14 protein-coding genes are annotated in these 18,085 nt (G+C 66.6%); 8 read left to right on the plus strand and 6 right to left on the minus strand.

Features of this window, described 5'->3' with window-relative positions:
- Positions 1-52 precede the first annotated feature (52 nt).
- Positions 53-727 carry a Crp/Fnr family transcriptional regulator gene (locus ACQR1L_RS12575; protein ID WP_434858263.1) on the minus strand — a complete coding sequence of 225 codons (675 nt, stop codon included), beginning with the start codon at positions 725-727 and terminating at the stop codon, positions 53-55.
- A gap of 211 nt (positions 728-938) precedes the next feature.
- On the opposite strand from ACQR1L_RS12575, the gene ACQR1L_RS12580 reads away from it, so the two are divergent.
- A complete protein-coding gene (locus ACQR1L_RS12580; RefSeq protein ID WP_434858264.1) occupies positions 939-3,047 on the plus strand; it encodes an AsmA family protein in 2,109 nt (702 codons plus the stop codon).
- A gap of 256 nt (positions 3,048-3,303) precedes the next feature.
- Positions 3,304-5,757 carry an adenylate/guanylate cyclase domain-containing protein gene (locus ACQR1L_RS12585; protein WP_434858265.1) on the plus strand — a complete coding sequence of 818 codons (2,454 nt, stop codon included), beginning with the start codon at positions 3,304-3,306 and terminating at the stop codon, positions 5,755-5,757.
- Between the two features lie 1,293 nt (positions 5,758-7,050).
- Here ACQR1L_RS12585 and ACQR1L_RS12590 read toward each other — a convergent pair.
- Positions 7,051-7,608 (minus strand): MarR family winged helix-turn-helix transcriptional regulator, encoded by a 558-nt coding sequence (locus ACQR1L_RS12590; RefSeq protein WP_434858266.1) that lies wholly within the window; start codon positions 7,606-7,608, stop codon positions 7,051-7,053.
- A 161-nt stretch (positions 7,609-7,769) separates the two neighbouring features.
- Here ACQR1L_RS12590 and ACQR1L_RS12595 point away from each other — a divergent pair, with 161 nt between their 5' ends.
- The 5 genes from ACQR1L_RS12595 (at position 7,770) to fahA (ending at position 13,440) form a co-directional block, all read left to right on the plus strand.
- Entirely contained in the window at positions 7,770-9,401 is a 1,632-nt protein-coding gene (locus ACQR1L_RS12595; protein WP_434858267.1) for an FAD-dependent oxidoreductase, read from the plus strand.
- Positions 9,402-9,411: 10 nt separating this feature from the next.
- Positions 9,412-9,639 carry a DUF2783 domain-containing protein gene (locus ACQR1L_RS12600; protein ID WP_035639586.1) on the plus strand — a complete coding sequence of 76 codons (228 nt, stop codon included), beginning with the start codon at positions 9,412-9,414 and terminating at the stop codon, positions 9,637-9,639.
- Between the two features lie 24 nt (positions 9,640-9,663).
- A complete protein-coding gene (locus ACQR1L_RS12605; protein ID WP_434858268.1) occupies positions 9,664-10,620 on the plus strand; it encodes an MBL fold metallo-hydrolase in 957 nt (318 codons plus the stop codon).
- Positions 10,620-11,966, plus strand: coding sequence for a homogentisate 1,2-dioxygenase (gene hmgA, locus ACQR1L_RS12610; protein WP_434858269.1), 1,347 nt, complete (start codon positions 10,620-10,622; stop codon positions 11,964-11,966). Before ACQR1L_RS12605 ends, hmgA begins: the two co-directional genes overlap by 1 nt.
- A 199-nt stretch (positions 11,967-12,165) precedes the next feature.
- Positions 12,166-13,440: a fumarylacetoacetase gene (gene fahA, locus ACQR1L_RS12615; RefSeq protein WP_434858270.1), complete on the plus strand. Its 1,275-nt coding sequence runs from the start codon at positions 12,166-12,168 to the stop codon at positions 13,438-13,440.
- Positions 13,441-13,617: 177 nt separating this feature from the next.
- On the opposite strand, the gene ACQR1L_RS12620 is transcribed toward fahA, so the two are convergent.
- On the minus strand, positions 13,618-13,929 hold the full coding sequence (locus ACQR1L_RS12620) for a DUF1272 domain-containing protein (protein WP_434858271.1): 312 nt from the start codon (positions 13,927-13,929) through the stop codon (positions 13,618-13,620).
- Between the two features lie 89 nt (positions 13,930-14,018).
- Positions 14,019-14,498 carry an Lrp/AsnC family transcriptional regulator gene (locus ACQR1L_RS12625; protein ID WP_434858272.1) on the minus strand — a complete coding sequence of 160 codons (480 nt, stop codon included), beginning with the start codon at positions 14,496-14,498 and terminating at the stop codon, positions 14,019-14,021.
- A gap of 118 nt (positions 14,499-14,616) precedes the next feature.
- On the opposite strand from ACQR1L_RS12625, the gene hppD reads away from it, so the two are divergent.
- Positions 14,617-15,735, plus strand: coding sequence for a 4-hydroxyphenylpyruvate dioxygenase (hppD, locus tag ACQR1L_RS12630; RefSeq protein WP_434858273.1), 1,119 nt, complete (start codon positions 14,617-14,619; stop codon positions 15,733-15,735).
- Positions 15,736-15,762: 27 nt separating this feature from the next.
- Here the strand turns inward: hppD and ACQR1L_RS12635 are convergent, their stop codons facing one another.
- Positions 15,763-16,875: a CaiB/BaiF CoA transferase family protein gene (locus ACQR1L_RS12635; protein ID WP_434858274.1), complete on the minus strand. Its 1,113-nt coding sequence runs from the start codon at positions 16,873-16,875 to the stop codon at positions 15,763-15,765.
- A 399-nt stretch (positions 16,876-17,274) separates the two neighbouring features.
- A complete protein-coding gene (locus ACQR1L_RS12640) occupies positions 17,275-18,075 on the minus strand; it encodes an FAD binding domain-containing protein (RefSeq protein ID WP_434858275.1) in 801 nt (266 codons plus the stop codon).
- Between the last annotated feature and the right edge of the window lie 10 nt (positions 18,076-18,085).

The raw sequence follows: 18,085 nt of genomic DNA on the forward strand, positions 1-18,085 counted from the left end.
GGCCCGCAAACGACATATTTGCTTCGAAGCCTTCGCGTAGCGTCGCGGTCAGCTAATCGTTGCGCGCGATCGTGCTGAGCTTGGTAAGGTCGTGCAGCAGGATGCGGCCGCGCTGCAGGTCGAGGATCTTGTCCTTGCGCCAGGCCTGCAACTGCCGGTTCACGCTCTCCCGCGCCGCGCCGACGAACACGCCGAGCTGCTCCTGGGAGATGTGAACCTCCGAGCCGAAATCATCCGCCAGCGCGCACAGCCGGCGCGCCAGCCGGACCGGCAGCGGCTGCAGCACCGATTCCTCCATTCGCTCGCTCTGCCAGCGGATGCGCTGGCACAACAGCTGGATGATCCGGATCGCGACCTTGGGCTCGCGCTCCAGGAAGCCGAGGAAGTCCTCGCGGCGCAGCACGAACAGCTCGGTCTGCTCGCCGGCGGTGGCGTCGGCGGTGCGCTCCTGGCCGTCGAGCACCGCGACCTCGCCGAACAGGTCGCCCGGACCCATGAAGTTGAGCGTCAGGCGACTGCCGTCGGTCGCGCCGGTTTCGATGCGGATCTGGCCGCGCCGCACCCCGAACAGCGCGTTGCCGGGGTCGCCCTTCTGGAACAGCAGCTCGCCCGCCGAGAGATGCTGGGTATGGCAGAGGTTCGCCAGCCGCTGCAGCTCATCGGCCCCGAGGTCCGCGAACATCGGGTTCATCTTCAGAATGACCGCAAATTCGGCCTGCTTGCTCATCACTATACCTTCGGCATTGGTTTAAGGCCTCACTTACCGAAACCCCATCGGCAGAAGTGTGTCGTAAGTCACATAACGCGCATGGGCTCACGCCTATCTTGGTCGCTCCCGGGGCGGTCTACGTTCTGGGAAAAATTCAGATTGAACCGGGTCGGTGTTGCCGCATGCTAACCCCAGGCGGCCGCTCGCGCGTCGCGCTTGGGACATCGAGATGAAAGCATTGAAGATCGCAGCCGGCTTGCTGGGCGCCGTCATCGTGGTGCTCGCACTGGCGCTTGCCTTCGGACTTCCGGCAGGCTTCCTGACGGTCGCCATCCAGGATCGCGTCGAGCGCGACACCGGCTACCGTCTGAGCATCGCGGGCTCGGCGAGCGTCAGCCTGTGGCCGTCGCTGCATGCCACGCTGACCGACATCACCCTGCAGGATCCGAAGGAGCGCGACGGCAGCGCGCGGCTGACGGTCGGACGGGTGCAGGCCGACATGGCGCTGTCGAGCCTGTGGTCCGGCCGGCCGGTGATCACGGAGATCGTCGTCGAGAAGCCCACGCTGCAACTGCCGCTGCTGCGCGAGCGCCTGCGCGACAACAGCCCGCGCAGCCGCGTCCCTGCCAAGGCGGAGGGCGCAGCCTCGGTGCAGATCCAGCGCGTCACCGTCAAGGACGGCGCCGTCATCCTCGCCAATGCGCGCGACCGGGTCGAGAACCGCCTCGAAACCATCGCCGCGACCGCTGTGCTCGGCGACGACGACAAGATCAAGATCACGGGCTCCGCCCGCGCCGGCGACGGTCCGGTGACCTTCGACATCACCGCCGCGGCGCCCGCGATGCCGGTCGAGCGGCAGACCGTCCCGGTCGATTTCAAGCTCACGATGGCCAGCGCCTTTCGCGGCGCCGTGACCGGCCGGGCCGATGTCCGGCTGAACGGGCCGCTGGTGATGATCAACGGCCTCAGCGGCACGCTCGGTGAGGGCGATTTCAACGGCTGGGCCTCGATCGATCTCGCCAGCAAGCCGATGCTGAAGCTCGATCTCGACGTGCGCCGTCTCGATTTCGACGGCCCGGCGCCGCGCGGTTCGGCAGCGGCCGGATGGAGCACGGCGGCGATCGACCTGCGCGGCCTCAACTACATCGATGCGCGGGTCAAGCTGTCGGCCACCGATGTCGGCCTCTCCGGGGCGCGTGTCGGCCCGCTCGACCTCGAGGCGTCGCTGGCCGGCGGGCTGATGAAGGCGACCGTGACCAATCTCGGCGCCTATGGCGGCCAGGCCAGCGGCGAGGTCGTCATCGACGCCTCCAGCGGCAATCCGGCCTATGCGATGCATTGCGATCTCACCGGCCTCCGCGCGCTGCCGCTGCTGCAGAACCTCGCCGATTTCGACCGCATCGACGCGCAGCTGCAGGGCAAGCTGGCGCTGCGCTCGACCGGCGCCAGCCAGCAGGCGATCATGAGCAACCTCAGCGGCTCGGCGTTCCTGCTGTTCCAGAACGGCGCGATCCGCGGCATCAATGTCGCGCAGATGATCCGCTCGCTGACCACCAACCCGCTCTCGGGCTGGCAGGACTCGAAGGAGCTGACCACCGATCTGTCCCAGCTCTCCGCCTCGTTCCAGATCGAGCGCGGCCAGGCGGCGACCAGCGATCTCACTCTGATCGGGCCGCTGGTGAAGGTCACCGGCGCCGGCACGATCGATCTCGGCAACCGCGCGCTGGCGCTGCGGGTCGAGCCGAAGCTCGTGCTGACCACGGAAGGGCAGGGCCGCACCTCGGACCCGGTCGGCCTCGGCATTCCCGTCGTGATCGACGGCCCCTGGAGCCAGCCGCGCTTCTATCCCGACATGGCCGGCATCCTCGACAATCCCGACGCCGCCTATGCCAAGCTCAAGCAGATGGGGCAGGGCCTGTTCGGCAAGGACGGCGCCGGCCTCAACAATCTCATCAACGGCATCGGTGGCCTGATCGGCAATGCCGCGCCGAGCGCGGCCCCGAACGGCGCGCCGTCGCCGGCCACGCCGAATGCGCAGGCGCCCGCCGCGGGCCAGAACGATCTGCTCGGCGGCCAGCTCGGGGCCACCATCGGCAATCTGATCCAGCAGGGGCTGCAGCAGGCCACGCCGCCGCAGCAACCCCGCAGTCGCGGCCGGACCGTGGTTCCGCCCGGCGGCGCCACGCCGCTGCTGCAGGCGCCGCAGGCCGATCTGGCACAGCCTCCGGCGGAGACGGGCCAGGCGCCGACCGCCGCGACGCCCGTCGAGCCGCGCGATGACAGCGTCCAGGACAGCCAGCCGATGAACGATGTGCTGAAGCGCATCTTCAATCGGTAGGATGTCACCGGAAATGAGCTGCGTCCTCCGTCAAATGACGGAGGACGCAGCGGAGCATTGACGCGAAGATCGGCGGGATGGGGGCTGGGCCTGCGCATGCAGCCGGTCTGCCCGTTGCGTTCTGTGCTAAACGGAGGGTCGGCGGGCGCTCGACAGTCGAGCGGCTCCGTCGCTGACGATGTCGCTGTCCTGGTTGGGGCAGCGGACGCGCCCGTTCGGGGTTTGACCTCGGTGATGACGCGCGTGAGGGGTCCGAATGAGCGAGGTCAAGAACAGAGGCTGGTCACTGCGGCAGGGCCTGTTCGCCAAATATGTGGTGTCGCTGGTCGGACTCGTCGTGTTCGTCCTGGCCGTCAACGGCGCGACCGAGACCTGGATCAGCTATCAGTCCACCAGGGCGAGCCTGACCGCCGCGATGGCCGAAAAGGCCGACGCCAGCGCCCGGCGGATCGACCAGGCGGTCTCCGACCTGCAGCGCCAGATCAGCTGGGTGACGCGCGCGAGCGCCAACACGCTGGAGCTGCGGCGCGCCGACTATGTCCAGCTGCTGAGCCAGGCTCCGGCCGTGCGGCAGCTCTATCAGCTCGACGGCCAGGGCCGCGAGCAGCTCCGGGTGTCGCGCACCGCGATCGCGTTCTCTTCCAACAACGACCTGTCGCGCGACCTGCGCTTCACCGACACGGTGACGCATGGCAGCAACTTTTCCGGCGTGACCTTCAAGGGCACCCAGCCGATGATGTCGATCTCGGTCGCGCATTCCGGCTTCAATGCCGGCGTCACCGTCGCCGACATCGACCTCGACTTCCTCGAAGACTTCATGTCCGAGGCCCAGGTCGGCAAGGTCGGCTTCGCCTACGTCGTCGATCCCCGCGGCCAGGTGCTGGCGAGTTCGGCCAAGGGGCCTGCCGTCGGCCAGGACGTCTCCAAGCTGGAGCAGGTGGCCGCGATGCTGACGCCCGACGGCCAGCCGCTCGCCTCCGGCACCGACAGCAACGGGCATTCCGTGCTGTCTGCGGTCGCGACCCTGCCCAAGCTCGGCTGGGCGGTGTTCTTCGAGCAGTCGACCGCGCATGCGCTGGCGCCGATCCGCGACCAATTGCTGCGTGGCGCGCTCCTGATCGCGCTCGGCCTTGCGGTGGCGACCCTGGCCGGATCGCTGCTGGCGCGCCGCATGCTCGTGCCGATCACCGCGTTGCGCACCGGCGCCCGCAAGCTCGGCGCCGGCGATTTCGGCCAGCGCATCGAGGTCCACACCCATGACGAGCTGGAGGAGCTCGCCGATCAGTTCAACAGCATGGCCGGCCAGCTCGCGCAGTCCTATGCCGTGCTGGAGGCGAAGGTCGAGGAGCGCACGCGCGATCTCGCGCAGTCGATCAACGAGTTGAAGGTGCTGGAGGAGGTCGGCCGCGCGGTGTCGTCCTCGCTCGACCTCAACGCGGTGCTGCCGACGGTGTCGGCGCGCGCGCTCGAGATTACCCATGCCGATGCGGTTCTGATCTATTCCTACGAGGCCGCGACGCGCCGCTTCCGGCTGGTCGAAGCCAAGGGGCTGGAGCGCACGCAGGACGCGCCCTACAGCATGCTCGACGAGGAGACCACGCTGCTCGCCGAGTCCGTGCGCAGCGGCGAGCCGATCGCGATCGCCGAGCTGGAGAGCGCGCCCGCTCATCCGCTGCGCGATGTTGCTGTCGCGGGGGGCTTCCATGCCGTGCTGTTCACGCCGCTGGTCGATCAGCAGGGCGTGCTCGGCGCACTCGTGGTGCTCAGGCGCTCGGCCGGCGCCTTCCCGCCCAATCTCATCGGGGTGATGCGCACCTTCGCCCACCAGGCGGTGCTGGCGATGCGCAATGCGCGGCTGTTCACCGAGGTCGACCAGAAGGGTCGCGAGCTGGCGCTCACCCACGCCACCGTGCAGCAGCAGGCGGAGAAGCTCACCGAGCAGACCGAGCAATTGCGCGAGTGGAACAAGTCGCTGGAAGAGCGTGTCGAGAAGCAGCTCGCCGAGATCGAGCGCATCCGCCGCCTCGAGCGCTTCCTGGCGCCGCAGGTGGCGCAGATCATCGCGTCGTCCGACGGCCATGACGCGCTGCTGCAGAGCCACCGCCGCGAAGTGACGGTCGTGTTCTGCGATCTCCGCGGCTTCACCGCGTTCACCGAGACCACCGAGCCCGAAGAGGCGATGAACGTGCTGCGCGAATATCACGCCGCGCTCGGCAAGCTGATCTTCAAATATGAGGGCACGCTCGACCGCTACGCCGGCGATGGCGTCATGATCCTGTTCAACGCGCCGATCCCGTTCGAGGACCACACCACGCGCGCGGTCAAGATGGCGCTGGAGATGCGCGAGGAGATCGGCGGGCTCACCGAGCGCTGGAAGAACCGCGGCCACAGCTTAGGGTTCGGCGTCGGCATCGCCGTGGGCTATGCCACGCTCGGCCAGGTCGGCTTCGAGAACCGCCTCGAATACGCCGCCATCGGCAGCGTCACCAACCTCGCCTCGCGGCTCTGCGACGCCGCCAAGGCCGGCCAGGTGATCGCGTCGCGGCGTGTCTACGGCATGGTCGAAGGCTCGGTCGACGCGCGGCCGATCGACGACCTGCACCTCAAGGGCTTCAACCATCCGGTGTTGGCGATGGAGATCCTGCAGTGGCGCGGCGAGGGCGTCGAGGCCGCCGTCATCGAGGAGCCGCGCCGGTCGGCGGCGACGTGAGCTGACCCGCGTCGCTCGCCTCTCTCCATGAGCACGCTGCTCGTGCGCGATTTTGCCGCACAGATTTCAGCTTTCGACCCTCTCCATGAACCCGTCGCTTGGCGTGTTCATGGTTTGGTGTGCAGTGCCGCCCGGCTGTTGAACCTCATGGTGAGGAGCGCCGCGCCGATCGGGCTTTGTCGGGTAAGATCCTCGCTCGCGGCGCGTCTCGAACCATGAGGCCCCGCCGGTGGCCTCGCCCTTCGAGACGCCCGCCTGCGGCGTGCTCCTCAGGGTGAGGAGGAACGGCCCGCTCCCAATTGCTTCCGTTAAAAATAATACACTTGCTATTTTTCGGAAATCATGATTATCTCCGCACATCCCGCCTCACCGCAGAGGGGCGTTGCGCGCGATCGTCACGATACGCGGGGCGGGGATGCGATGGCCGCGAGCGGTCGCAGCATGTCCTCGTGGCGTGCCGACGAACGATCGCTTGCGGACGGTCAAGTCGCGTGGTCCTGGCCTCCCGAAGCTGAGGTCAAGTTGACGCTCGTGCCGATGCACGGCGCTGATGACGGTGGCCAACAAGCCGGTGCACCGGGGAGATCGCGAAGCAGCCGGAAGCCCATCGCGCAGGGAATGCCGGAATGTCGGCTGAACCTGTGGTACCTGCCGCCTGCATTTTTTTTCGCAGGCGGGCCATGGGTGAGGCCTTCACCCGGCATTCCCTGCGCCCTCTGCATGTCAAGAGGGGCGAGTTGATCCCATGACTCGGGCCGTATTGGCCGCGAGACTACGTGCGTATGTCTCCTCTCTACGACCGATCCGTTCGCTCACCGATTCTCGTTGTTTGAACCGTGAATCCGCCTCTCCCTCCGCCGTCGTCCCGGACAAGCCGCGACGCGCGCAGCGCATCGCGGCGCCGATCCGGGAACCATACGCCGCAGCAGGTATGAGATGCGAGATATCAACCACACGCCTGCCTCAAACTCCTCCCTGTGGCTATGGATCCCGGCGTTCGCCGGGATGACGACGAGTTTGACAGCTCCGTCTCTCAACAGCCGTCATTGCGAGCGCAGCGAAGCAATCCAGGGGCTGAGCATGCGGCTCTGGATTGCTTCGTCGCTTCGCTCCTCGCAATGACAGTGGCGAGATTTGTCGGCGCATTCATCCGCCGTAGGGTGGGCAAAGGCGCCTGGGAGGTGCCCTTTGTGAGCCGTACCGTCGCGCGCCGTGCCCACCGCGGTCTTGCGGCAGAGAACGGTGGGCACGCGTCGCCTCCGGCGCCGCTTTGCCCACTCTACGCTTGCGCAACTAATACGCCTGCTTCGCGTCCGCTTCCTCGCTGGTCTGGATCAGATCCAAACTCGCCTCGATCTTGCCGATCAGCCGGTCGAACAGCTTGCGCTCCTCCGCCGACAGGCACGCCATGATCTCGCGCTCACGCTGCTGCAGCCGCGGGATCAGCTCCTCATACAGCGTCTTGCCCTTGCGCGTCAGCCGGAGCCGGAATTCGCGGCGGTCGTCGGCATTCTCGACGCGCTCGATCAGCCGCCGCTCCAGCAGCGACGTCACCGCGCGGCTGATGGTCGATTTGTGCGTGCGGGTGCAGGCCGCGACATATTGCGCGCTGCAGGCGTCGCGGCGGAAGCCGAGCGTCGCCAGCACGCGCCATTCCGGGATGTCCAGCCCGTATCGCTCGCGATATTCGCTGGCGAGCGCCGCGCTCACCTCCGCCGCCAGACGGTTCAGCCGGAATGGCGCGAACCTGAACAGGTCGAGCCGCTCCGCCTCCTGCGGCGCTGCGGCATTCTGACCGCCATCGGCCCCCTTCGCCGAACGCCGGGTCTCCGCAGGTGATGGGTTCGCCACGCTCGCACTCCGATTTTTGAGTTGACGCCGCCGAGGCCGTCCGGTGTAGAATAGTTGCAGGTGAGACTATCTGGCAAGATGGCTGGTCAGCCTCACCCGAGGAAATGTCAAAAGATCGAACGATCAACCAAGCGACGCAACGAGCAGGGCAGAGACGCGCCATGGTGCAAGCCAATCCGGGGCAGGGCACGAAAGAGGCAAAAGTTCAGTTCGGCTATCAGCGCCACCGCGACCAGGATCAGGTCGCGCCGGCCGAGCATCCGGTCGTCGTGGTCGGCGCCGGTCCCGTAGGCCTGTCATTCGCGATCGATCTGGCGCAGCGCGGCCATGCCGTCGTGGTGCTCGACGACGCCGACCGCATCGGAGAGGGCTCGCGCGCGATCTGCTTCTCCAAGCGCTCGCTGGATTATTGGGACCGGCTGGGGGTCGGCGACCGCATGGTCGACAAGGGCGTGGTGTGGAACGTCGGACGCATCTTCCACGGTCCGTCCGAGCTCTATCAGTTCAACCTGCTGCCGGAGCCCGGCCATAAGCGCCCGGCCTTCATCAACCTTCAGCAGTTCTACGCCGAGGCCTATCTGGTCGACCGCGTCACCGAGCTGCCGGCGATCTCGCTGCGCTGGCGCAACAAGGTGACCGCGCTGGAACAGCGCAACGATCGCGCGGTGCTGACGATCGAGACGCCGGAGGGCTCCTATCGGCTCTCGGCGCAATATGTCATCGCCTGTGATGGCGCGCGCTCGTCGCTGCGCCAGATGGTCGGCGCCGGCTTCTCGGGCAAGGTGTTCGAGGACCAGTTCCTGATCGCCGACGTGAAGATGACCGCGGCGTTTCCGACCGAGCGCTGGTTCTGGTTCGATCCGCCGTTCCACGCCGGACGCTCGGCACTCTTGCATCGTCAGCCGGACGATGTCTGGCGCATCGATCTGCAGCTCACGCCGGACTGCGATCCGCAGGTCGAGAAGAAGCCGGAGAACGTGCGGCCACGCATTGCGCGCATGCTCGGCCACGACGACTTCGAGTTCGAGTGGATCTCGCTGTACAAGTTCCAGTGCCGGCGCATGGAGCGTTTCATCCATGGCCGCGTGATCTTCGCCGGCGATTCGGCGCATCAGGTGTCGCCGTTCGGCGCGCGCGGCGCCAACTCCGGATTGGAGGACGCTGAGAACCTGTCGTGGAAGCTCGACCGCGTTCTGCGCGGAACGTCGCCGTCGGCTCTGCTCGAGACCTATCATAGCGAGCGCAGCGCGGCCGCCGACGAGAACATCCGCGAATCGACGCGGTCGACCGACTTCATGGCGCCGGTCAGCGCGCAGGAGGCGCGGCTGCGCAAGGCCGTGCTGTCGCTCGCCAAGGAGACCGAGTTCGGCAAGCGCATGGTCAATGGCGGCCGGCTGTCGGTGCCCTCGGTCTACGAGACGCCGCTGTCGACCGCCGATGCCGAGGCCTGGCCGAGTGGTCCTTGTCCGGGCACCTCGATGCTGGATGCACCCTTGAAGGCCGCCGACGGACGGCAGCTCCATCTCACCGATGCGTTCAATGCGCAGGGCCGGCGCTTCACGCTGCTGTCGTTCGCCAATGGCGATGCGATCGATGCGTCCGAGGATGTCGGCGTCATCAGGATCGGCGGCGACGGCCTTGCAGACGCCGAGGGCTTCGCCGGCAGGCGCTACGGCGCCGAGCCGGGCACATCCTATCTGCTGCGCCCCGACGGCTATGTCGCGGCGCGCTTCCGCCATCCGACGCCGGATATGATCGTCGCGGCGGTGGCCCGCGCATCCGGCCTGAATTGAGGACGCTGAGATGGCCCTCTCCACCGCCTCCAATTTCGCCAAGCCCGATGACGCCTTCCGCGCCATCGTCGAGGCGCATCGCGGCCTCTCGGAAAAAGACAGTGCCGATCTCGACGCGGCGCTGGTCCTGATCCTCGCCAATCACATCGGCGACATCACCGTGTTGCGCGAGGCGATCACGCTCGCCAAGCGGCGCATGATCGACACGAGCCAGCAACAGCAACAACAGCAGCAATAGCTGCCGACAACAGGGAATGAATTGATGGCGAAGGGTTTCGCATCCACCACCGATCTAGCCGAGAAGAAGGTCACCTTCTCCGAGATCGGCCCGGATCTCTATGCGTTCACCGCGGAGGGCGATCCGAACTCGGCCGTGATCGTCGGCGATGACGGCTGCATCGTGTTCGACGCGCAGGCGACACCGGCCATGGCCAACAAGGTGATCGAGCGCGTCAAGGCCGTCACCGACAAGCCGATCAAATATGTCGTGCTGTCGCACTACCACGCGGTGCGCGTGCTCGGCGCCTCGGCCTATCACGCGCAAGGAATCGTCGCTTCGCAGGAGACGCACCGGCTGATCGTCGAGCGTGGCCAGCAGGACTGGGACTCGGAGTACGGCCGTTTCCCCCGGCTGTTCCAGGACGCCGAGAGCATTCCCGGCCTGACCTGGCCGACGTTGACCTTCGAAGGCGAGATGACGATCCATCTCGGCAAGCGCGAGGTGCAACTGATCCAGCTCGGCGCCGGCCACACCTCCGGTGACATCGTCGCCTGGGTGCCGGACGCCGAGGTGATGTTCTCCGGCGATCTCATCGAGTATCACTCGGCGTGCTATTGCGGCGACGCGTACTTGCGCGAATGGCCGTCGACGCTCAACGAGATCCGCGACTTCAATCCGAAGGCGATCGCGCCGGGACGTGGCGACGCGCTGAAGGGCGAGGCCACCGTGCGCGAGGCAATCGCGATGACGCGGGACTTCGTCACCTCACTCTACGGCGCGGCGGAGGTTTCGGTCGCGAAGGGGCGCAGCCTGAAGGAATCGATGGCGGCCACGCGCGAGGTCATGGATCCCAAATTCTCGAGCTTCGCCATCTACGAGCACTGTCTGCCGTTCAACGTGTCGCGCGCCTATGACGAAGCCAGCGGCATCGACGATCCCGTGATCTGGACCGCCGAGCGCGACCGCGAGATGTGGGCACGCCTGCAAGGAGAAGGATGATGAACATCAACACATCGCCTGACCAGCTCAGCCGCGCGACCGGGCAGGTCACGCCGGGCTACATGTCCGGCTTCGGCAATTCGTTCGAGACCGAGGCGCTGCCCGGCGCGCTGCCGATCGGGCGCAACTCGCCGCAGCGCTGCGCCTACGGCCTCTATGCCGAGCAATTGTCCGGCTCGCCGTTCACCGCGCCGCGCGGCTCCAACGAGCGCTCCTGGCTGTACCGCATCCGCCCGTCGGTGAAGCACTCCGGCCGCTTCACGAAGGTCGATGCCGGGCTGTGGCGCACCGCCCCCTGCCACGAGCAGGAGATCACCGTGCAGCAGCTGCGCTGGGATCCGACGCCGCTGCCGACGGGCGAGGTCACGTTCCTGCAGGGCGTGCAGACCATGACCACGGCGGGCGACGCCGCGACCCAGGCCGGCATGGCGACGCATGTCTATCTGATCACCAAGTCGATGGTCGACCAGCACTTCTACAATGCCGACGGCGAGCTGATGTTCGTGCTGCAGCAGGGCCGCCTGCTGTTCGTCACCGAGTTCGGCCGCATCGACGCCGAGCCCGGCGAGATCGTCGTGATCCCGCGCGGCGTCAAGTTCCGCGTCGAGATTCCGGCCGGACCGGCGCGCGGCTATCTCTGCGAAAACTATGGCGGCGCCTTCACCTTGCCGGAGCGCGGCCCGATCGGCGCCAATTGCCTCGCCAACGCCCGCGACTTCCTGACGCCGGTCGCTTCCTACGAGGACAAGGACACGCCGACCGAGCTCTACGTGAAGTGGGGCGGCGCGCTGTTCAAGACCGAGCTCGGGCATTCGCCGATCGACGTCGTCGCCTGGCACGGCAATTTCGCGCCGTACAAGTACGACCTCCGCACGTTCTCGCCGGTCGGCGCCATCGGCTTCGATCATCCCGATCCGTCGATCTTCACCGTGCTGACTTCGCCCTCCGAGACCGCCGGCACCGCCAATATCGACTTCGTGATCTTCCCCGAGCGCTGGATGGTGGCCGACAACACCTTCCGCCCGCCGTGGTATCACATGAACATCATGTCGGAGTTCATGGGCCTGATCTACGGCGTCTACGACGCCAAGCCGCAGGGCTTCGTCCCCGGCGGCATGAGCCTGCACAATTGCATGCTGCCGCACGGCCCGGACCGCGAGGCGTTCGACCACGCCAGCAACGGCGAATTGAAGCCGGTGAAACTCACCGGCACCATGGCCTTCATGTTCGAGACGCGCTTCCCGCAGCGGATCACCAAGCACGCCGCCGAGTCCGGCACATTGCAGCCGGACTACGCCGATTGCTGGAATGGTTTGGAGAAACGCTTCGATCCTAACCGGCCTTAGCCCAGACCTCCGCCGTCATTCCGGGGCGCCGCGAAAGCGGCGAGCCCGGAATCCATAACCACGACCTGTCATGTGGATGAAAGCTGAGCCACAACCACCTCGCCTCATACATCGTCCTGTGGCTATGGATTCCGGGCTCGGCCCTGCGGGCCGCCCCGGAATGACAGCGGGATACATGGCGCGAATTCAGGAACACAACGTGAAACACCCCAACGACCCCTCGCTCCGCTCCTTCATCCCGGTCGATCCGTCGTCCGACTTCTCGATCCAGAACCTTCCCTACGGCGTCTTCTCCGCCGCGGACTCCCCGAAGCCGCGCGTCGGCGTCGCGATCGGCGACTTCGTGCTCGATCTCGCGGTGCTCGAGGCCGAAGGCCTGCTCGATCTCGCACCGGCCTATGAGGTGTTCGCGCAACCCTCGCTCAACGCCTTCATGGCGCTCGGCCCCGCCGTGTGGTCGAAGACCCGCGCCGCGATCAGCGCGCTGCTCCGCGATGACAATCCGCGGCTGCGCGACGACAAGCCGCTGCGCAGCCGGGCGCTGGTGCCGCGCCAGGACGGCACGCTGCATTTGCCGTTCCAGGTCGCCGGCTACACCGACTTCTACTCGTCGAAGGAGCACGCCACCAATGTCGGCGTCATGTTCCGCGGCAAGGATAACGCGCTGCAGCCGAACTGGCTGCACATGCCGATCGGCTACAACGGCCGCGCCTCGACCGTCGTCGTCTCCGGCACAAAAGTGCGCCGGCCGCGCGGACAGCTCAAGCCTCCGAGCGCAGACGTGCCGAGCTTCGGCCCCTGTAAGCGGCTCGATTTCGAGCTGGAGATGGGCGTCGTCATCGGCCAGTCTTCGCCGCTCGGCGAGATGCTGAGCGAGGCGCAGGCGGAGGCGATGATCTTCGGTTTCGTGCTGCTCAACGACTGGAGCGCGCGCGACATCCAGCAATGGGAGTACGTCCCGCTCGGCCCGTTCCAGGCCAAGGCGTTCGCGACATCGATCAGCCCTTGGGTCGTCACGCGCGAGGCGCTGGAGCCGTTCCGTGTCGCCGGGCCGGTGCAGGAACCGACACCATTGCCCTATCTGCAGCAGAAGGAAGCGCAGAACTACGATCTCGCGCTCGATGTCGCCTTGCGTGCGTCAGGCGGCAATGCTGCGCAGACCATCTCACAGACCAACTTCAAATACATGTACTGGTCGAGCGTGCAGCAGCTGATGCACCACGCCTCGTCGGGCTGCGCCATGAGCGTCGGCGACCTCCTCGGCAGCGGCACCATCTCCGGCCTCGACAAGCACCAGCGCGGCAGCCTCTTGGAAATCAGCTGGAACGGCACCGAGCCGGTCGAGCTCGCCGGCGGCGTGAAGCGCACGTTCCTGGAGGACGGTGATTCGCTCGTCATGCGCGGCTGGTGCCAGGGCAACGGCTATCGCGTCGGTTTCGGCGAAGTGGAGGGCACGATCGTTGCGGCCGAGTAGCCACTCCACCCACCGCCGTCATTCCGGGGCGCGCGCAGCGCGAGCCCGGAATCCATAGCCACGATCGGGAGGGTGGATGGAAGACATGGCCACGAGGAGCTCGCGCTACACGTCGAGTCGTGGTTATGGATTCCGGGCTCGGCCCTGCGGGCCGCCCCGGAATGACGAGGAGCGAGGTCAGCGCTTCTCCGGTGCGACGTTCTTCACGCGAGCCACAAACGCCGCGACGTCCTCGGCCGCGTACTTCAGATGCACGCGCTTGTCCGATGGCACCTGCTTCGCCGTGCAGACACCAGCGCGCCACTCCCGCGCCGGCCGGATCGGTCTGGCTGCGAAGCCGCCGCCGCAGTTCGGGCAGACGTTGAACAGCTTCGTCTCCACGAAATCGGCGCAGAAGGTGCATTCATACGAGCAGATCCGCGCATCCGTCGCGGACGGCGGCAGGTCCTTGTCGCAATACTCGCAGTTCGGTCGAAGCTGCAGCGCCATGATCGTCTCGCAAATCCTGGGACGAGACGAATGTCGCAAAGGCCGGGGCGGTGGTGAAGGCCGAAGTTCCCTCGATTCGCGCCAAGCGATCAGCCGGAGGGCAGCGCGCCCAGCGGCAGCTTCGCGCTTTCCTTCAGCCGGTCGAGCACGATCGAGGAGCGCACATGGGCGACGCTCTGGTGCGGCATCAGCACGTTGTTGACGATGTCGGACAGGCTCTTGAGATCGCGCAGCACGACCTTGAGCAGATAGTCGGAGTCGCCGGTCAGCGCATAGGCCTCCTGGATGTCATCGACGCGGTTGACCAGCGCACGGAATTTTTGCGCGTTGTCAGGCGAATGCGTTGCCAGGGTAATCTGGATGAAGGCGATCAGCTCGAAGCCGAGCGCCTGGCTGGCGAGCTGGGCGCGGTAGCCGGCGATGACGCCGTCTTCCTCCAGCCGCATCCGCCGCCGCGAGCATTGCGAGGCGGAGAGGCCGGCGAGATCGGCGAGCTCCTGGTTGGTGAGCCGGCCGTCGTCCTGCAGGGCGGCGAGGATCCGGAGGTCGAAGCTGTCGACTGAAATCATGCGCCATTTCCGCGATTAATGCACGGATTGTGCATATCTGAACGAAAATGACAATGGTTTGCATGCTCCATGCGCGGAATTGGGGGGATCATGGTCCCAATCAGCCAAGGAGCTCGCCATGGGTCCGTTTCCGCACGATGCGCCGCCTGCCACCATCTCCGCCGACAACCCGATGGGCACTGACGGCTTCGAGTTCGTCGAATACGCGCATCCCGACGCGGGCGAGTTGCATGCCCTGTTCAAGCTGATGGGCTTCGCAGCCGTCGCGCGGCACAAGACCAAGGCGATCACGCTGTATCGCCAGGGCGACATCAACTACCTCGTCAACGAGGAGCCCGGCAGCCACGGCCACGACTTCGTCGCCGCGCACGGCCCGTGCGCGCCGTCGATGGCGTTCCGCGTCGTTGACGCGAAGAAGGCCTATGCGCGGGCCATCACACTCGGCGCAGCGCCCGCTGATCTGCCGGCGGCCCAGAAAACCCTCGACGTGCCCGCGCTTAAGGGCATCGGCGGCAGCCTGCTATATCTGGTCGATCGCTACGGCGCGAAGGGCTCGGCCTATGATCTCGAATTCGAGTGGACCGGCGCGCGCGATCCGCGCCCCGCGGGCTCGGGCCTCTATTACATCGACCACCTGACCCACAACGTGCATCGCGGCCGCATGAACGTGTGGGCTGGCTTCTACGAAAAACTGTTCAACTTCCGCCAGATCCGCTTCTTCGACATCGAGGGCCGCGCCTCCGGCCTGTTCTCGCGCGCGCTGACCAGCCCCGACGGCAAGATCCGGATCCCGATCAACGAGGACGCCGGCGATGCCGGGCAGATCGAGGAATATCTGAAGACGTATCGCGGCGAGGGCATCCAGCACATCGCCTGCGGCGCGCGCGACATCTACGCGACCGTCGAGGGCCTGCGCGCCTCGGGCCTGCCATTCATGCCGTCGCCGCCCGAGACCTATTTCGAACGCATCGATTCCAGGCTGCCGAAGCACGGCGAGGACGTCGCGCGCCTCAAGCGCAACGGCATCCTGATCGACGGCGAGGGCGTCGTCGATGGCGGCCAGACCAAGGTGCTGCTGCAGATCTTCTCGGCCAACGCGATCGGCCCGATCTTCTTCGAGTTCATCCAGCGCAAGGGTGACGACGGCTTCGGCGAAGGCAACTTCAAGGCGCTGTTCGAGTCGATCGAGGAGGACCAGATCCGCCGCGGCGTGCTGAAGGTCGAGGCGGCGGAGTAGGGCGAGGGGGCCGGTCTGATCGAGAACCTACCGGCCCGCCTTCCACGCGCTCACGAGCGCGCCGATCTCGGCGGCCTCCGGCTCGCGAATGGTTGACGGCGTCCGCGAGAAGCGCGGCGCGGGCGCCGGCTGGGTCACGCCGTGGCGCTCGACGAACACGCCGCGCGCGGCCATGTGGGCGTGCTTCGGGGCTTCCGCCATCGTCAGCACCGGCGCGAAGCAGATGTCGGTGCCCTCCATGATCGCGCACCACTCCTCGCGCGTCTTGCTCTTGAACACGCCGACCAGCTTGTCCTTCAGGGCCGGCCAGGCGCGCGGGTCCATCTGGGCCTCGAAGGCGGGATCGGAGAGGTCGGCGTGTTTCCGCAGCAGCGCGTAGAACTGCGGCTCGATCGAGCCGATCGAGATGAAGTTGCCGCAGGCGCATTCGTAGACGCCGTAGAAATGCGCGCCGCCGTCCAAGAAGTTGCGCTCGCGCCCCTCGGTCCAGCGGCCCATCGCGGTGAGGTCGAAGAACATCGCGAGCAGCGAGGCCGCGCCGTCGCACATCGCGGTGTCCACGACCTGGCCCTTGCCTGACTTCGACGCTTCCAGCAGTGCCGCGAGCACGCCGACGACGAGATACAGCGCGCCGCCGCCGAAATCGCCGACGAGATTGAGCGGCGGCACCGGCCGCTCCTTCGGCCCGATCGCGGCGAGAGCCCCGGTGATCGAGATGTAGTTGATGTCGTGGCCGGCGGCCTGTGCCAGTGGGCCTTCCTGGCCCCAGCCGGTCATGCGGCCATAGACCAGCTTTGGATTGCGCGCGAGCACAACATCGGGGCCGAGCCCGAGCCGTTCCATCACGCCGGGGCGGAAACCTTCGATGAGCGCATCGGCACTGGCGAGCAGTTCGAGCACTTCGGCGATGACGGCCTTGTCCTTGAGGTCGAGCTCGATGACCTTGCGGCCGCGGCCGGCAACCGACTTCAAATTCTTGCGCGCGCCGACGCGATCCAGCGTCACCACCTCCGCACCCATGTCCGCGAGCAGCATGCAGGCGAACGGTCCAGGTCCGATGCCGGCGAATTCGACGATGCGAAAGCCTGCGAGCGGGCCGGTGGCGCGGGTCTGGTTGTGAGCGGCGGTCTTGTCGAGCACGTCGTTGTGTCCTTGGCTTCGTCTCGCGTGGCTTGACTGATGAGGCACAGAAGTCAGCGGCGTACGACACCCTCCCCTGGAGGGGGAGGGTCGATCGCGAAGCGATCGGGGTGGGGTGATGCCCCACGGCCGGTGCTTCAATCAATCACCCCACCCCGGCCCACATCGCTACGCTCATGTGAGCCGACCCTCCCCCTTCAGGGGAGGGTGGGAATGCGCGGCTGCTGCCTGCCTCATTCAAGCGCCACGACGGATCGTTCGGCGTTTCCTGATCCCTCGATTGTCCCGCGCGCCTCTCACCAACGCAAGCGCGCCGTATGCCGCAAAGCAAAACGGCGCGCATTGCTGCGCGCCGTGGAATTTGTCCTGCCGTTGCGCGGAATGACCCGCGTCTTACACTCAGCCCGCGGCTTGCACCGCGCGCTGCGCCATCACCTTCACGAGATTGGCGCGGTAATCGGCCGAGCCGTGGATGTCGCTGAGCAGGCCGGAGGCCGACACCGTCACGCCATCGAGCGCCGACGCCGACCAGTTCGACTTCAGCGCTGCCTCAATCGCCGACACCCGCATCACGCCGCTCTGCGAGGCGCCTGTCGCCGCGACGCGGACGTCACCGCCCTTGGTCTTGGTGACGAACACGCCCGTCAGCGCGAAGCGCGACGCCGGGTGACGCATCTTGGCGTAGCCGGCCTTCTCAGGCACCGGGAACGATACCTCGGTGATGATCTCGCCATCTTCCAGCGCCGTCGTGAACAGGCCCTTGAAGAAATCATCCGCCGAGATCGATCGCTTGTTGGTCTTCACGGTGGCGCCGAGCGACACCAGCGCCGCCGGGAAATCCGCCGCCGGATCATTGTTGGCGATCGAGCCGCCGATGGTGCCGCGGGCGCGCACGGCGGGATCGCCGAGCACCGAGGTGAGATGGGCGATCGCGGGGATCGCCTTCTTCACATCGGCATTGGTCATGATGTCGTAGTAGGTGGTCGCCGCCTTGATCGTGAGCGTGTCGCCCGAGAGCTGCACGCCGATCAGGTCCTTGATCTTGCCGATATCGATGACATCGGACGGCGAGGCAAGGCGCTGCTTCATGACCGGGATCAGGGTGTGACCACCGGCGAGGAACTTGGCCTCGCTGCCCTTGGAGAACAGCGCGGCGGCCTCGTCGACCGAGGAGGCGCGATGATAGGTCGTCTCGTACATGGTTGCTCCT

The sequence above is a fragment of the Bradyrhizobium sp. HKCCYLR20261 genome (assembly GCF_051168435.1).
GTDB lineage: Bacteria > Pseudomonadota > Alphaproteobacteria > Rhizobiales > Xanthobacteraceae > Bradyrhizobium.

Coding starts and splice junctions, on each gene's coding strand:
- ACQR1L_RS12620 (WP_434858271.1), bottom strand. CDS start 13,929: ATGGCGCTGCAGCTTCGACCGAACTGCGAGTATTGCGACAAGGACCTG.
- hppD (WP_434858273.1), top strand. CDS start 14,617: ATGGGTCCGTTTCCGCACGATGCGCCGCCTGCCACCATCTCCGCCGAC.
- ACQR1L_RS12580 (WP_434858264.1), top strand. CDS start 939: ATGAAAGCATTGAAGATCGCAGCCGGCTTGCTGGGCGCCGTCATCGTG.
- hmgA (WP_434858269.1), top strand. CDS start 10,620: ATGAACATCAACACATCGCCTGACCAGCTCAGCCGCGCGACCGGGCAG.
- ACQR1L_RS12640 (WP_434858275.1), bottom strand. CDS start 18,075: ATGTACGAGACGACCTATCATCGCGCCTCCTCGGTCGACGAGGCCGCC.
- ACQR1L_RS12605 (WP_434858268.1), top strand. CDS start 9,664: ATGGCGAAGGGTTTCGCATCCACCACCGATCTAGCCGAGAAGAAGGTC.
- ACQR1L_RS12600 (WP_035639586.1), top strand. CDS start 9,412: ATGGCCCTCTCCACCGCCTCCAATTTCGCCAAGCCCGATGACGCCTTC.
- ACQR1L_RS12585 (WP_434858265.1), top strand. CDS start 3,304: ATGAGCGAGGTCAAGAACAGAGGCTGGTCACTGCGGCAGGGCCTGTTC.
- ACQR1L_RS12575 (WP_434858263.1), bottom strand. CDS start 727: ATGAGCAAGCAGGCCGAATTTGCGGTCATTCTGAAGATGAACCCGATG.
- ACQR1L_RS12625 (WP_434858272.1), bottom strand. CDS start 14,498: ATGATTTCAGTCGACAGCTTCGACCTCCGGATCCTCGCCGCCCTGCAG.
- ACQR1L_RS12595 (WP_434858267.1), top strand. CDS start 7,770: ATGGTGCAAGCCAATCCGGGGCAGGGCACGAAAGAGGCAAAAGTTCAG.